The sequence below is a fragment of the Microbacterium sp. genome (assembly GCF_035687345.1).
Lineage (GTDB): Bacteria > Actinomycetota > Actinomycetes > Actinomycetales > Microbacteriaceae > Microbacterium.
Map to the genome: position 1 here is coordinate 1 of NZ_DASRXZ010000081.1, position 14,841 is coordinate 14,841.

At 70.8% G+C, this 14,841-nt stretch carries 14 protein-coding genes; 7 read left to right on the top strand and 7 right to left on the bottom strand.

All coding sequences use genetic code 11. The features are described from left to right. Positions 1–37 precede the first annotated feature (37 nt). The 4 genes from VFF97_RS09220 to VFF97_RS09235 all read right to left on the bottom strand — a co-directional run bounded on the left by VFF97_RS09220 (position 38) and on the right by VFF97_RS09235 (position 3,559). Positions 38–904 (bottom strand): 3-methyladenine DNA glycosylase, encoded by an 867-nt coding sequence (locus tag VFF97_RS09220; protein WP_325033214.1) that lies wholly within the window; start codon positions 902–904, stop codon positions 38–40. A 103-nt stretch (positions 905–1,007) separates the two neighbouring features. Next, the gene (locus tag VFF97_RS09225) at positions 1,008–1,721 is read right to left on the bottom strand and encodes an SOS response-associated peptidase (RefSeq protein ID WP_325033202.1); all 714 of its coding nucleotides are present in this window, start codon (positions 1,719–1,721) and stop codon (positions 1,008–1,010) included. A 43-nt stretch (positions 1,722–1,764) separates the two neighbouring features. After that, on the bottom strand, positions 1,765–2,802 hold the full coding sequence (locus VFF97_RS09230; protein WP_325033203.1) for an App1 family protein: 1,038 nt from the start codon (positions 2,800–2,802) through the stop codon (positions 1,765–1,767). 4 nt (positions 2,803–2,806) lie between these two features. Continuing rightward, a complete protein-coding gene (locus tag VFF97_RS09235; protein ID WP_325033204.1) occupies positions 2,807–3,559 on the bottom strand; it encodes a DedA family protein in 753 nt (250 codons plus the stop codon). A gap of 119 nt (positions 3,560–3,678) precedes the next feature. On the opposite strand from VFF97_RS09235, the gene pabB reads away from it, so the two are divergent. Both pabB and leuS read left to right on the top strand, forming a co-directional pair. Beyond that, complete coding sequence (pabB, locus tag VFF97_RS09240) at positions 3,679–4,983, top strand: aminodeoxychorismate synthase component I (RefSeq protein WP_325033205.1); 1,305 nt, start codon at positions 3,679–3,681, stop codon at positions 4,981–4,983. Positions 4,984–5,085: 102 nt separating this feature from the next. Beyond that, the gene (leuS, locus tag VFF97_RS09245) at positions 5,086–7,677 is read left to right on the top strand and encodes a leucine--tRNA ligase (protein WP_325033206.1); all 2,592 of its coding nucleotides are present in this window, start codon (positions 5,086–5,088) and stop codon (positions 7,675–7,677) included. Positions 7,678–7,690: 13 nt separating this feature from the next. Here the strand turns inward: leuS and VFF97_RS09250 are convergent, their stop codons facing one another. Then, positions 7,691–8,407, bottom strand: coding sequence for a gamma-glutamyl-gamma-aminobutyrate hydrolase family protein (locus tag VFF97_RS09250; RefSeq protein WP_325033207.1), 717 nt, complete (start codon positions 8,405–8,407; stop codon positions 7,691–7,693). Positions 8,408–8,596: 189 nt separating this feature from the next. On the opposite strand from VFF97_RS09250, the gene VFF97_RS09255 reads away from it, so the two are divergent. The 4 genes from VFF97_RS09255 (at position 8,597) to holA (ending at position 13,369) form a co-directional block, all read left to right on the top strand. Beyond that, a complete protein-coding gene (locus VFF97_RS09255) occupies positions 8,597–9,205 on the top strand; it encodes a ComEA family DNA-binding protein (protein ID WP_325033208.1) in 609 nt (202 codons plus the stop codon). Next, positions 9,202–11,673: a ComEC/Rec2 family competence protein gene (locus VFF97_RS09260; RefSeq protein WP_325033209.1), complete on the top strand. Its 2,472-nt coding sequence runs from the start codon at positions 9,202–9,204 to the stop codon at positions 11,671–11,673. The genes VFF97_RS09255 and VFF97_RS09260 overlap by 4 nt, the downstream gene beginning before the upstream one ends. Then, the gene (locus VFF97_RS09265; protein ID WP_325033210.1) at positions 11,612–12,208 is read left to right on the top strand and encodes a class I SAM-dependent methyltransferase; all 597 of its coding nucleotides are present in this window, start codon (positions 11,612–11,614) and stop codon (positions 12,206–12,208) included. The genes VFF97_RS09260 and VFF97_RS09265 overlap by 62 nt, the downstream gene beginning before the upstream one ends. An 84-nt stretch (positions 12,209–12,292) precedes the next feature. Continuing rightward, positions 12,293–13,369, top strand: coding sequence for a DNA polymerase III subunit delta (holA, locus tag VFF97_RS09270; RefSeq protein ID WP_325033211.1), 1,077 nt, complete (start codon positions 12,293–12,295; stop codon positions 13,367–13,369). Between the two features lie 95 nt (positions 13,370–13,464). Here the strand turns inward: holA and rpsT are convergent, their stop codons facing one another. Beyond that, positions 13,465–13,725, bottom strand: coding sequence for a 30S ribosomal protein S20 (rpsT, locus tag VFF97_RS09275; protein WP_325033212.1), 261 nt, complete (start codon positions 13,723–13,725; stop codon positions 13,465–13,467). Between the two features lie 131 nt (positions 13,726–13,856). After that, entirely contained in the window at positions 13,857–14,582 is a 726-nt protein-coding gene (locus VFF97_RS09280; protein WP_325033213.1) for an alpha/beta hydrolase, read from the bottom strand. A 140-nt stretch (positions 14,583–14,722) separates the two neighbouring features. Here VFF97_RS09280 and VFF97_RS09285 point away from each other — a divergent pair. Continuing rightward, a partial coding sequence (locus VFF97_RS09285; protein ID WP_325033215.1) for a GTP-binding protein occupies positions 14,723–14,841 on the top strand: 119 nt, incomplete at its 3' end.

Below are 14,841 nucleotides of genomic sequence, written 5' to 3' on the forward strand. Positions count from 1 at the left end.
ACGGCGGCTCGCTCAGCGGGCCGGGACGGCGGCTCGCTCAGCGGGCCGGGACGGCGGCTCGCTCATGGGCGGGGGAGATCGACTTCGCGTGGTCGAGGGCCTCGAGCAGTCGCGCGCGCAGCGCCTGGCCGCGCTCGGCGAACGCACGCTGTCTCCGCACGTACTCGGCTTTGCCCTCGTGCGTCTCGATCGCGACAGGCTCGTAGCCCCACTCCCGCAGGTCGTAGGGCGAGGCCTCCATGTCGAGCACGCGGATGTCGCGCGCGAGCTCGAACGCGTCGAGCAGCACCTCGCCGGGCACGATCGGCCCGAGCTTGACCGCCCACTTGTACAGGTCCATTCCCGCGTGCAGGCACCCGGGCTGCTCCAACTCGGCCTGACGCGCACGCGTGGGGGTCTCGCTGTTGCGCGGAACCGCCTCGGGAGTGAAGAACCGGAACGCGTCGAAGTGCGTGCAGCGCAGGTCGGCGGCGTCGACGACGGCATCCGTCTCGGCTTGACCCAGCCGCAGCGGAATCGGATGCCGATGCTCGCGCTGCCGGTACACCATGGCCCACTCGTGGAGTCCGAAGCATCCGAAGCGCCCCGCCCGACCGGCCGTGAGCCGCAGGATGCGCTCGACCGCACCCACGAGGTCGTGCTTCTCGGGGAGGAACCCCTTCGCGTCGACGACGAGCGAACCGGGCTCGGAGCCCTCGGCGTACCACCGCCACGTCGCACGGGGGGTGGCGGCGGCATCCGCCAATTCGACGCCCGCGCCGGGGTGCCAGCGCCTCAACAGCCCCGGCTTGTACGAGTAGTACGTGAAGAGGAAGTCCTCGACGGGGTGCCTCTCGCCGCGGGCGGCGCGTGCGCGGTGGCCGGCCGTGAGCGCATCCGCGCGCTCGATGTGCGCAGCCTCCATCGCGCGCCACGCGTCGGCGTCGAGGCGCGAGCGCTGCTCTGCGAGGGTCAGGGAGGTCACCACTCCAGGGTAGGCGGGGGTTCCGCGCCGGCGCTCAGCGCGCTCACTCTTCGGCGGGCTCGAGCAGCTCGGGATAGTTGTTGCGCACATTCCCCACGGCCTTGCTCACGACGTAGTTGTCGAGCGTGTCGGCGACCGCCGGGGCGGCGTCGATCGCGGCGTCGAGGACGTCGCGCACGTTGTCGGTAGCGGTGTCGAGCCACGCGTCAGCGTGGTCGACGTCGAGGAACAGCGGCATGCGGTCGTGGATGGATCCGAGGCTGCCGATCGAGTCGCGCGTGAGGATCGTGAAGCTCAGCACCCACTTGTCGGGGTCGTCGTCGGGCTTGGCCGGGTCTTTCCACCACTCGTAGAGTCCCGCGAAGAACAGCGGCGATCCGTCGGCCGGGTGGATGTAGTGGGGGATCTTCCGGTCGCCCACCTTCTTCCACTCGTAATAGCCGGATGCCGGCACGATCGCGCGCCGCTTCTCGAGCGCTCGGCGGAACATCGGCTTGTCTTCGAGCTCCTCGGACCGGGCGTTGAACGCGCGTGCGCCGATCGAGAGGTCCTTCGCCCACGCGGGGACGAGCCCCCACCGCGCGGGTTCGAGGCGCCGGGTCGGCGGGTCGGTCTTCGCGGAGTCGAGCACGATCGCGACGCGGCTCGTGGGCGCGATGTTGTACGACGGCTCGGGCAGGTCGTCGCTCTCGACGTCGACCCGCAGCACGCCGACGAGCTCGGATCCGACTTCGGCCACGACGAAACGTCCGCACATGCGGCCAGCCTACGCGGGGCATCCGACGTCGGGATCTCCGCGGTCAGCGCTCGACGACGCCGACTCCCTCGAGGCGCTCCAGCAGCTCGGCACCGTCGGCACCCGTCACCCACGGGACGTCGGCGGCCGAGTGGTCGTCGACCACCGTGCGACCACCCGCGAGCACGGCCTCGGCGGGGGAGAGGCGGCGGATCGCGACGGCGACCACATGGCCCGGGTGCTCGCTCGTGAACGTCGTGTAGAGCTCGTCGTCGTGCTGACCGTCGTCGCCGATGAGCAGCCACCTCACGTGCGGGAACTCGGATGCGAGGCGCCGCAGGTTCGACGCCTTGTGGGCCTTGCCGCTGCGGAACCACCGATCGTGCGTCGGCCCCCAGTCGGTCAGCAGGATCGCGCCGGGGGGGAAGAGGTGACGCGTGAGGAACCTCGTGAGCGTCGGCGCGATGTTCCACGCACCGGTGGACAGGTACACGACCGGTGCACCCGGATTCTCGCGCACGATGCGTTCGAGCAGCACCGCCATGCCTGCGACGGGCTGGCGCGCGTGCTCGTCGACGACGAACGAGTTCCAGGCCGCGACGAGCGGGCGGGGGAGCGCTGTCACCATGACGGTGTCGTCCACATCGGACACGACGCCGAACCGCACGTCGGGGCCGACGATGAAGACGCGGGACTCGACCGGCTCCTGGCCCTCGACCGACATCCTGACGGTCTGCCAGCCCGGCTCGAGCGTCGCGGGCAGCACGGTGTCGATGACGCCGCCGCGGTCGGCGACCACCTCGTGCGACACGTCGCCGATCGTGACGGTGACCTGTGCGAAGCCGATCGGAACCGCGACGAAGCTGCGCCAGCCGCGCACGCTCGCGTACTCGCCGGACTCGGTTCGCTTGACCGGGGGGACGATCATCACGCGCCCGACGACGCGCACCCAATCGGGCCCGCCGTAGCCGGGGAACGGCATCACGGTGGGCAGGTGCCCGCGCTTGCGGGCACGGCGCTCACGCCACGCGTGGAAGCGATACTCGAGTCGCGCGAGCCACAAGACCTTCGTCTCGGGGGCAGGGGTGGCGATCTCGGGCATCCCCTCAGTCTTTCACGTCCTCCTCGAAGCCTTCTGCACGCAGGACGGCGTCGCGGTCGTCCTCGAGGTCGGCGAGAGCGTCGTCGTCGGCGTCTTCGGATGCCGCATCCGCCGTCTCATCGCCGTCGAGGTGACGACGCTCGATCCGCTCGATGACCTTCTTCGCGATGAGGACGAGCGCGAGGAAGAGGACGATGACGCCGACGAAGATGTAGCCCGCGAAGTGCAGCTTGTCGGCGAGGCTGCGATACGTACCGGCCGCCGATGCAGCGACCGACACGTACAGCACCGCCCACACCACGCACGCGGGCGCCGTCCACGCGAGGAAACGGCCGTAGCGGTAGCCGCTCATGCCCACGGTGAGCGGAACGAGCGAGTGGAGAACCGGCAGGAACCGCGAGAGGAAGATCGCCGGTCCGCCGCGGCGCTGCAGATAACGCTCGGAGCGCTCCCAGTTGGGCTCGCCGATGCGTCTCCCGAGGCGCGAATGCCGGATCGCGGGCCCCAGCACGCGTCCGAGCCAGAAGCCGATGCTCTCGCCGATGAGCGCGCCGATCACGACCGTGATGATGAGGAGGGCGGCCTCGAGGGGGGAGCCCACGGCCGTCGCGGCGACGATGACGACGGTGTCGCCGGGAACGAAGAGGCCGATCAGCACGCTGGTCTCGAGCATGATCGCGAGGCCGGCGAGGAAGGTCCGCAAGACGGGATCGACGCTCTGCACGATGTCGAGCAGCCACGTCAGAAACTCGTTCACGGGACGAGACTACGGGGGATCGCGGACGCGCTTATGTGAGTTCGCGGAGAGATCCCCGCGAGGTCCGCGTCGCCGGCGCGGCCGTCGGCGGTCCCTCCCGTCGCCGTAACCTAGAACGCGTGTCGAAGGAGTACCCAGCCGTCCCGCTCGACGCCTGGGTCGATCCCGAGGCGGTGTTCTGCGCACTCGCCGACGGCGCCGACGACGTCTTCTGGCTCGACGCGGGCCCCACGGCGACCGCGGGCTGGAGCTTCCTCGGCACGGGGCGGCGGGAGGAGCATCCGGACTCCGTCCGCGAAGTCGCGCTCGGCGGGCCGACGACCGACGAGATCGTCGGAGTGCCGTTCCGCGGCGGTTGGGTCGGCTGGCTGTCGTACGAGGACGCGGCGGCTCGCGCCGGTGCACCCGCCGCGGAGCCCGACGCGGCCGTGCCGCAGGCCGCGTGGCTGCGCGCGGAATCGTTCCTGGCGTTCGACCACGCGACCCGGCGCGTATGGGCGGTGGGAGAAGAGGCGGATGCCGCGGCCCTCGCATCGCTCGCCCGCGGCGCTGTGCCGCCGCATCCGGTCCCCCCGCCGCCGACGGCGGTCGAGGCATCCGCACGCCATCGCCCCGACGAGTACGCGGGGCTCGTCGAGCGGTGCCGCGACCACATCCGCGAGGGCGATGCCTACCAGCTGTGCCTCACGACGCGGTTCACGCTCGATCGGCCGGTGGACGCGGTCGCCGCCTACCGCCGGCTGCGCACGGCGACGCCCTCGCACCACGGCGGGTTCATCCGGGTCGGTGGAGTGGCGCTTGCGAGCGCGAGTCCGGAGCAGTTCCTCGAGGTGGGCGGCGGAACCGTGCGGACGAAGCCCATCAAGGGCACACGGCCGCGCGGGGCGACGCCCGACGAGGACGCCGCGCTCGCGGCGGAGCTGCGCGCGAACGAGAAGGAGCGCGCCGAGAACGTCATGATCGTCGATCTCATGCGCAACGATCTGTCGCGCGTGTGCGAGCCGGGGTCCGTAGGTGTCGACGGCCTGCTCGAGGTCGAGTCGTATCCGGCGGTGCACCAGCTCGTGAGCACCGTGTCGGGGCGCCTGCTCCCCGGTACGACGCTCGGCGGGCTGCTCGACGCGGCGTTCCCGGCGGGCAGCATGACCGGTGCCCCGAAGCTGTCGGCCATGACGATCCTGCACGAGCTCGAGCGCGGTCCGCGCGGCGTGTTCTCCGGATGCTTCGGATGGGTCGGCGGCGACGGGGCGCTCGACCTCGCCATGGTGATCCGGTCGATCGTCGCTCACGCGAACGGTGCGTACGTCGGGGCGGGCGGCGGCATCACGTGGCGTTCGGATCCGCCCGCCGAGGTCGCCGAGGTCGGCATCAAGGCGCGGGCGCCGCTCGCCGCGATCGGAGCCACGCTCCCGCCCGGGTGGTGAGTCCGGTGCGGCTCGCACCTGGGAAGCGGTGCCGGTCTCTCCGGTAACCTGGATATTCCGCGACTTCGCGCGCGCCCAGACATACCAGGATTGGCATCACCCGTGTCTCAGACCCTTCCTCCCGACACCGCCGCGCATGCCGGTGGCGGTGCGTTCGACCCGTACGCGATCCAGCAGAAGTGGCAGGCTCGCTGGGAGGCGGCCGACCCGTTCCGCGCCGGCGGCGACGACGACACCCGCCCGCGCAAGTACGTGCTCGGAATGTTCCCGTACCCGTCGGGCGACCTGCACATGGGCCACGCCGAGAGCTACGCCTACGTCGACATCGTCGCGCGCTTCTGGCGTCACCGCGGCTACAACGTGCTGAACCCGATCGGGTGGGACTCGTTCGGCCTCCCGGCAGAGAACGCCGCGATCCAGCGCGGCGCCGACCCGCGCGAGTGGACCTACGCGAACATCGCGCAGCACAAGAAGAGCTTCCGCGAGTACGGCTCGTCGTACGACTGGTCGCGCATCCTGCACACGAGCGACCCCGAGTACTACCGCTGGAACCAGTGGCTGTTCCAGCGCCTGTACGAGCGCGGCCTGGCTTATCGCAAGGACAGCCCGGTCAACTGGTGCCCGAACGACCAGACGGTGCTCGCGAACGAGCAGGTCGTCGACGGCCGCTGCGAGCGCTGCGGCGCCGAGGTCATCAAGAAGAAGCTGACGCAGTGGTACTTCAAGATCACGGAGTACGCCGACCGTCTGCTCGACGACCTGAACCAGCTCGAGGGCTCCTGGCCGCAGAAGGTCATCCGGATGCAGCGCAACTGGATCGGCCGCTCGGTCGGCGCCGACATCGACTTCGAGATCGAGGGCCGCGATGAGAAGGTCACCGTCTTCTCGACGCGCCCCGACACGCTGCACGGCGCGACGTTCTTCGTCGTCGCCCCCGACAGCGACCTCGCCGCCGAGCTGGCCGCCGGGGCATCCGCCGAAGTTCGCATGCGCTTCCAGGACTACCTCGACACCGTCGGGCGCGAGAGCGAGATCGAGCGCCAGAACACCGACCGGCCCAAGACCGGCGTGTTCCTGGAGCGCTACGCGATCAACCCGATCAACGGGGAGCGGCTGCCGATCTGGGCCGCCGACTATGTGCTTGCCGACTACGGCCACGGCGCGGTCATGGCCGTGCCCGCGCACGACCAGCGCGACCTCGACTTCGCGCGCGCCTTCGGCCTGCCGATCAAGGTCGTCGTCGACACGACAGCGCCGGTCACGGGTGCGATCCCCGTGATCCCGACCGACGAGAACGGCGTGCCGCTCGAGTCGGCCGTCGAAGAGGCGTCGCTGGCCGACATCCACCCCGAGAAGACCGGCATCGCTCTGACGGGCGAGGGCCGCATGATCAACTCGGGCTCGCTCGACGGGCTGAGCAAGCGCAACGCGATCGCGCGCGTGATCGAGGAGCTCGAGGCGAAGGGCGTCGGCCGCGCCGCGAAGTCGTACCGCCTGCGCGACTGGCTGATCTCGCGTCAGCGTTTCTGGGGCACGCCGATCCCCATGATCCACACGAAGGACGGCCGCATCGTGCCGGTCCCCGACGACCAGCTGCCCCTCACGCTGCCCGACGCGAAGGGTCTCGACCTCGCGCCCAAGGGCACCTCGCCGCTGGGTGCCGCGACCGAGTGGATGAACACGGTCGACCCCGAGACGGGCGAGCCGGCGCTGCGCGACCCCGACACCATGGACACGTTCGTCGACAGCTCGTGGTACTTCCTGCGGTTCCTGTCGCCGAACGACCCGAACGAGGCGTTCTCGTCGGCCGAGGCCGCCAAGTGGGCTCCCGTCGACTACTACATCGGCGGCGTCGAGCACGCGATCCTGCACCTGCTGTACGCGCGGTTCATCACGAAGGCGCTGTACGACATGGGCTACATCGACTTCACCGAGCCCTTCTCGAACCTCATCAACCAGGGCATGGTGCTGCTCGGCGGCTCGAAGATGTCCAAGAGCAAGGGCAACCTCGTCGAGTTCGCGTCGAGCATGATCGACCCCGGCGCCGACGCGGTGCGCACAGCCATCGCGTTCGCGGGCCCGGTCGAAGACGACATCGACTGGGCGGACGTCTCGACCACGGGTGCGCAGAAGTTCCTCGCTCGCGCGCTGCGCGTGGCCGCCGACGTCACGAGCGATCCCGACGTCGTGTGGGCCGAGGGCGACCAGGCCCTGCGTCGCGTGACGCATCGACTGCTCGCGGATGCCCCGGGCCTGATCGAGCAGACGAAGTTCAACGTCGTCGTGGCTCGTCTCATGGAGCTGGTCAACGCGATCCGCAAGACGATCGACACCGGCGCGGGTCCCGCCGACCCGGCCGTGCGCGAAGCCGCTGAGGTCACCGCGATGATCCTCGACCTGTTCGCGCCGCACACCGCCGAGGAGATGTGGGAGCTGCTGGGTCACGAGCCGTTCGTGGGCCTCGTGCCGTGGCGCCACCCCGACCCGACGCTCCTCGTCGAGGAGACCGTCAAGGCGGTCGTGCAGATCGACGGCAAGGTGCGCGCGACGATCGACGTGTCGGCACGCATCGGCGCCGACGAACTCGAAGCGCTCGCACGCGAGAACGAGAAGGTCCAGCGCTCGCTCGCGGGTCGTGAGATCACACGCGCCGTCGTGCGTCCGCCCAGGGTCGTGAGCTTCAGCACGCACTGACGCAGACCTCGGGTCAGACGGTCGCCGTCGCCCGGTCGACGCAGTGGTCGAGCAGCCTCCCGAGCTGGCCGCCCGCCACCTCGGGATGTTCGGGGTGCCACTGCACTCCGAACATCGGCGCGTCGCGGTGTGCGATCGCCTCGATCGTGCCGTCATCGGCGCGCGCGACGACACGAAGGCCGTCGCCGAGCGCCCGCACAGCCTGGTGGTGCGAGCACCGTGCGTCGTCACCGACGGCGAACGCCACGGGGTCGGGCTCGTCGGCAGCGACGTCGACGCGGGTTCGCACGAAGTGACTCGGCCCCGTATCCCGGTGGCCGGTCATGTGCTCGATGAGGGTGCCGCCGAGGGCGACGTTGATGAGCTGATGCCCGCGGCAGATGCCGAGCAGCGGTGTGCGGCGGTCGAGCGATTGTCGGATGACCGCGATCATCGTGCGGTCGGCTTCGGGCTCGTGCTGCCCGCTGTCGGGGTAGGTGAGCGCGCCGCCGTACAGACGGGGGTCGACATCTTCGCCGCCCATGATCACGACGGCGTCGGCGTCACGGGCGCGGTCGAGCACCTCGCGGGGGTCCCGCCGGGCGACCGCGAGGAGAGTGGGCACCCACCCCGCGTCGGTGAGCGCACGCATCGCGGCGATGTTGAGCTCGTCGAGCAGCCGCTGGTAGTCGGGCGCGTGCGGACGCTCATCCCGAACATGCAGCACCAGCAGATCCCGACCCGTTGTCATCGACGCTCCTTCTCGTCGCAGACCACCATGACACAGCCGCGGGTCGTCGCGGTGACCTGTCCGTTTCGTGCGCGTTTCCCGAGTTCTGGTGAGTCGGCGAGTCCTCCCCAAGCCGTTCCCGCGGCGAAGTCGTGCACGGTTCGCACGACGGCGTTCCCTCGCGCGCGCGACGGCTTCTAGCTTCATGGCGTGTCCGTTCCAGAGCACGACCCACCGACGCTTCCGAACCGTCGTCGGCTCGGCGTCGGTGCCGCGATCGTGCTCGTGATCGCAGCGCTCGCGATCACGGTGGGCATCGGCATCGTGCGCGGTGCGGCCTCGCCGGTCGAGGCGGTGACCGTCGACCCGTTGGACGGTGAGACGACGGATGCCGCGCCCGCCGCATCCGTCTATGTGCACGTCGCGGGAGCCGTGGTCGCGCCCGGACTGTACCGACTCGATGCCGGCGCGCGAGTCGTCGACGTCATCGCGGCGGCGGGCGGGTTTGCCGAGGGTGCGGACGAGGAGGCGGTGAATCTCGCGCGGCCGCTCAGCGACGGCGAGCAACTCGTCGTTCCGCGTGTGGGGGAGGAGGTGCCCTCCGGGGGAACCGGGGCATCGGGCGATGGGCGGATCAACCTCAACACCGCGTCGGCGTCCGAGCTCGAATCGCTGCCGCGCATCGGTCCGGCGATGGCGCAGCGCATCCTCGATTGGCGCGACGCGAACGGACGCTTCACGAGCGTCGAAGACCTGCTGGCGGTACCGGGTATCGGCGACAAGATGCTCGAGGCGCTTCGCGACCTCGTGGCGGTGTGATCGTGTCGACCGGCTGGAGGAACGTGCGGCTCGCTCCGGTGGCGGCGGGAGCGTGGGCGGTCGCCGGTCTGAGCACGACGGTGCCCGTGACGGCGGGCTGGGTCGCGCTCGGATCGTGGGTCGCGGCGTTCGCGCTGCTCGTCTTGTTGGTGCGGACGGCGCGTCGACGGCGACGCAGCACGGATGCCGCGCGCTGGGCCGTCGTCGCGGTACTCGCGCTCGTGGCCGCTGCTGCGGCCGCGTCGCACGTGGCGTTCGCACTGCCCGCGCGAAGTGACGCGGCCTCGCTCGGTCTCGACGGCGGCCGCGCGGTGTCGGCCGAGGCGGTGGTGACGGGGAAGGTCGAGCGTCGTGCCGACGGGCGGGTGACGTTCGACGCGGTGGCATCGCGCGTGTCGGCGGGGCCGGAGACACGGGAGGCGTCGACCGACGTGACGATCCGCGTCGACCCCGCGGATGTCTCGGGCGCCGCGCCGCTCGATGTCGGGGCGCACATCGTCGCACCCGGCACCGTCCGCGACGGATCGCCGGGGGACCGTGCCGTGTTGGTGTTGACGGCACGCGAGGTCGAGGTCGTCGAAGGCGCGTCAGGGGTCGTAGGCGCCGGAGGAGCGCTGCGGCGTGGGCTGGTGTCTGCGGCGCGGGACCTTCCTGCGCCGGGGTCCGAGCTCGTCCCCGGGCTTGCCGTAGGCGATACGTCGCTGGTCTCTGCCGAGCTCGACACCGCGATGAAGTCCTCGTCGCTCTCGCACCTGACGGCGGTGTCGGGCGCAAACTGCGCGCTCGTGGTCGGGATCGCGTTCTGGATCGCCGCTCTGTGCGGCGCGTCGCGCGGCATCCGTGTCGCCGTCGCCCTCGCAGCGCTCGGCGGCTTCGTCGTGCTGGTCACGCCCGAACCCAGCGTCGTCCGCGCCGGAGTGATGGCGGCCCTCGCGATGCTCGGGGTCGCGCTCGGTCGGAGCGGGCACGGGTTCTCGCTGCTGTGTCTCGCCGTCGCGGTGCTCGTCGTCGCCGACCCCTGGCTTTCGACTTCGCTCGGGTTCGCCCTCTCGGCCGCGGCGACGGGATCTCTGCTGCTCTTCGCGCGTCCGCTCGCGAAAGGCCTCAGCCGGTGGATGCCCCGCGCGCTGGCACTCGCGCTCTCGGTGCCGCTCGCAGCGCAGCTCGCGTGCGGCCCGCTGCTCGCGCTCATCGCGCCGTCCGTGCCGCTGTACGGCGTGATCGCCAATCTCCTCGCGGCGCCGGCCGCAGGCCCGGCGACGATCGTCGGGCTGCTCGCGTGCCTCGCGGCGCCCGTGCCGCTCCTCGCGTACGGGCTCGCGGCGATCGCGTGGCTGCCGGGCGCGTGGATAGCGGGCACGGCGATGACGTTCGCAGCGCTGCCCGGCGGGCAACTGCCGTGGCTCGAGGGGCTGCCCGGGTTCGCGACGCTCGCCGCGCTGGGCGCCGCGGTCGGACTGCTCATCGGGCTGTCGGGTCGCGCACGCCGCACGCGCATGGTCGCCGGCGCGTTCGTGGCGGTGACCGTCGGAGTCGCCGCGGGCGCAGCCGCCCTCGCCGGTGTCGCCGGTCGCTGGACGATCCCGTCGACCTGGAGTGTCATCGCGTGCGACGTCGGTCAAGGCGATGCGCTGCTGTTGCGCTCGTTGGGAGCCGTTGCGCTCGTCGACGCGGGGCCGGACCCCACGGCGCTCAGCGCGTGCCTGGCGAGGGCCGGTGTCGATCGCATCGACCTTCTCGTGCTCACGCACTTCGACCTCGATCACGCCGCGGGAGCGGATGCGGTGATCGACCGCGTCGACATGACGCTCCACGGGCCTCCGTCTTCCGCGTCCGACGAAGACCTTCTCGACCGGCTCGACGCGGCGGGATCCCGCATCGTCGCAGCCACGGCCGGAATGGCGGGCTCCCTCGGCGGAGCACACTGGCGCGTGCTGTGGCCGCGCGCCGACAGTCGGGCGTTCCCCTCGGGCAACGACGCGAGCGTCGTGCTCGATGTGCGCGGGGGAGGGATCCCGGCGTCATTGCTGCTCGGAGACCTCTCCGCGTCGCCGCAGCGAGCGCTCCTTGCATGCGGGTCACTCGCCCCGCCCTACGCGCTGGTCAAGGTCGCCCACCATGGCAGTGCCGACCAGGAACCCGGAATCTACGAGCTGGCGAGGCCCGCGGTGGGCGTCGTGATGGTCGGCGCCGACAACCCCTTCGGACACCCACGAGCCGAGACGCTCGCCGTGCTCGAGGGGCTGGGCACGAAAGTGGGGCGCACGGATCGAGACGGGCTCGTCGCCGTGTGGGAGGAGGGCGGGCGCGTCATGCTGTGGCGTGAACGCGCGCCGGCGCAGGATGCCGGCGTGGGCGGTGCCCGCAGCCCGCCTGCGCGTCCGCGGTTGGTGCGAGTATGGGCGGATGCCTCAAGACTCGAGATCGCTGTGGGACGCCGAAGCGGAGACCTTCGACGACGCGGCTGACCATGGACTGCGCGTCCCGGAGGTCCGCCGCGCGTGGGCGGACTTGCTGCTTCCCCTCCTGGATCGTCGAGGGCTCCGGGTGGCGGACCTCGGGTGTGGCACCGGCACGCTGTCCCTTCTGCTCGCCGAGGAGGGCGGGCACCTCGTGACGGGCGTCGACTTCTCGCCCGAGATGATTCGCCGCGCCCGTGCGAAAGTCGGGCGAGCGCACCCACAGCCCGACTTCATCGTGGCGGATGCGGCCGACCCTCCGCTCCGTCCGAGAACGTTCGACGTCGTCCTCTCGCGCCATGTGCTGTGGGCGATGCCCGATCCTGCGGTGGCCCTGGAGAAGTGGATCGAGCTCCTCACGCCGACGGGAGTGCTGATCCTCGTCGAAGGACGCTGGCACACCGGAGCCGGGCTGACCGCCCAGGAGTGCCTCCGAATCGTCCGCGACCAGCGGCAGGACGTGGAGTTCCGTGCGCTCGATCACCCGTCGTACTGGGGCGGCCCGATCAACGACGAGAGATACCTGATCGTCAGCCGAAGCTGATTCGGTCATCAGTCTCGCCGCGTCCGCCGAGCCGGGCGGCGCGGGCCGCCGGACGCGTCCGACCCGGTCGGTAGGCTGGTCGGCATGGCAGCGGCTCGAAGCACCCCGGCGGGCCGGTCCTCGTCGTCGCGCGGGCGTGGCGGCGGCCGTGGAGGAGCGACGCGCTCAGCGATCCCGCAGCTCTCGTGGCGCGATCCTCAGCCTGCCCCGATCGTGCTCGTGTCGGGTCCCGAAGAGGTGTGCGCCGAGCGCGCGATCGCGGGCGTGCGCGACTACCTTCGCGCCGAGGATCCGAGCCTCGAGGTGTCCGACCTGCGAGCCGACGACTACGCTCCGGGAACGCTGCTCGCGGTGACGTCGCCCTCCCTGTTCGGCGAGCCGCGCCTCGTGCGCGTGTCGGGGGTCGAGAAGTGCTCCGACGCATTCCTCACCGAGGCGCTCGCGTACCTCGCGGCGCCCCAAGAGGGAGCGACGGTCATCTTGCGCCACACGGGCGCGACCGTGCGCGGCAAGAAGCTCCTCGACGCTATCCGTGCGGGCGAGGGCGCGGGTGTCGAGGTCGCCTGCCCCGCGATCAAGCGCGACTCCGACCGCTTCGACTTCGCCGCCGAGGAGTTCGCGGCCGCCCGCAAGCGCATCGCGCCTGCCGCTCTCCGGGCGCTCGTGTCGGCGTTCGCCGACGATCTCACCGAGCTCGCGGCCGCGTGCCAGCAGCTCATCAGCGACGTGCCGGGCGATGTGAACGAGCAGGTCGTCGAGCGGTACTACGGCGGCCGCGTCGAGACGTCCGCGTTCACCGTCGCCGACACCGCGATCGCGGGTCGCTACGGCGACGCGCTCATCGCTCTGCGGCACGCGCTCGCGTCAGGAGCCGATCCCGTGCCTCTTGTCGCAGCGATCGCGTCCAAGCTGCGCACGATGGCGCGCGTCGCCGGCAGCCGAGAACCGGCCCAGGCCCTCGCGGCCCGCCTCGGACTCAAGGACTGGCAGGTCGAGCGGGCGCGGCGTGACCTCTCCGGTTGGAACGAGGCGTCGCTCGGGATGGCGATCATGGCGGCGGCCCAGGCGGATGCCGATGCCAAGGGCGCTTCGCGCGATCCGGTGTTCGCGCTCGAACGCCTCGTGACCGTGATCGCGACGCGAGCACCCTACGGCTCCTGAGCGCGCACGCGCGGAGTGGGCCCGCGAACACCCGCGAGCGCACGCACGGAAAAGGCCCGCCCCCTCGGGGACGGGCCTTCTCGAAGCTGCTCAGATCAGAGCGACGCAACCTGCTTGGCGATCGCCGACTTGCGGTTGGCGGCCTGGTTCTTGTGGATGACGCCCTTGCTGACGGCCTTGTCGAGCTTGCGGGTCGCCACCTTGAGCGACTTCTCGGCGGCGGCCTTGTCGCCCGCCGCGACGGCCTCGCGGGTGTGACGCACGAGGGTCTTCAGCTCGCTCTTCACGGCCTTGTTGCGCTCACGCGCCTTCTCGTTGGTCTTGTTGCGCTTGATCTGCGACTTGATGTTCGCCACGTGTCGACGTTCTTTCGTTCAGAGGATTTCGATGGAGTGCCGGGTGGCAGGAGAGGGATGCCGCACGGCGGTCGTGAGGGATGAACCCACACGCAAGCCAAACAGTGAGTCTACCAGGTCTCGCGCCGCTCCTATGACTGCCGGTGCTCGAGCGTGGTGAGGGCCAGGTTGAGGATCGCGTTGAACACGCGGGGTCTCATCGCCGTCACGAGGTGGCTCGTGCGGGGGATCACGATCAGCTCGGCATGCTGCGCGACGCGCGTGAAGAGTCGCTCGTTCACCCGCAGCTGGTCGTACTGGCCGTTGACGAACCACAGCGGCACCTCGATGCGGTGCAGCGCTGCGAGCAGGTCGAGCACCGACAGACTGCGCAGAGCGACGTCCTGCGCGTCGTACGCGTAACCGCCGGCGCCGAAGTCCATCCGCGTCTCGGGCGGCAGGGTGCGATCGAGCACGAGGTCGGCGATGCGCTGACCGCGTCCGGGCAGCCGGTCGAACCCCCGTGCGAGCAGGCGGTACGTCGTGAGGCCCACACCGCGGGGGATCGCCGTGCACGACGCCGCGATGAACCCCGCGACCGGAGGCGGATCCTCCGCACCGGCGTATTCGATCGAGAGAAGCCCGCCCATCGAGTGCCCGACGAGCAGCACGGGGCCGCGCTCGGCGGCGTCGCGCACCGCCTTGTCGATCGTCTCGAAGGCGGAATCGATCGTGAACAGCTCCGACATGCGCGAGCCGTGCCCGGGGAGGTCCACCGCGGTCACAGGATTGCCGCGCTCGGTGAGGTACTCGAGCTGCGCGCGCCACATGGTCGCGGACGTGCGGATGCCGTGCACCAGCACGACCTGCACGACCATGCGAATCAGGTTATGCGGTGCGCGGCAGCGGTCGCGGCATCCGTGGGACTGTGCCAGAATCCCGCCTGCGCATCGGCCCGCGGCATCCGTCACGGCCCTCGGCCATCGGTCAGGACCTGCCCACGTAGAATCGACGGGACATGTCACCGCGCGCCCTGAAGCCTCTCGAGCCGTCCGCGACCCCTCCTGAGCTGATCCGCAACTTCTGCATCATCGCCCACATCGACCACGGCAAGTCGACGCTGGCCGACCGGATGCT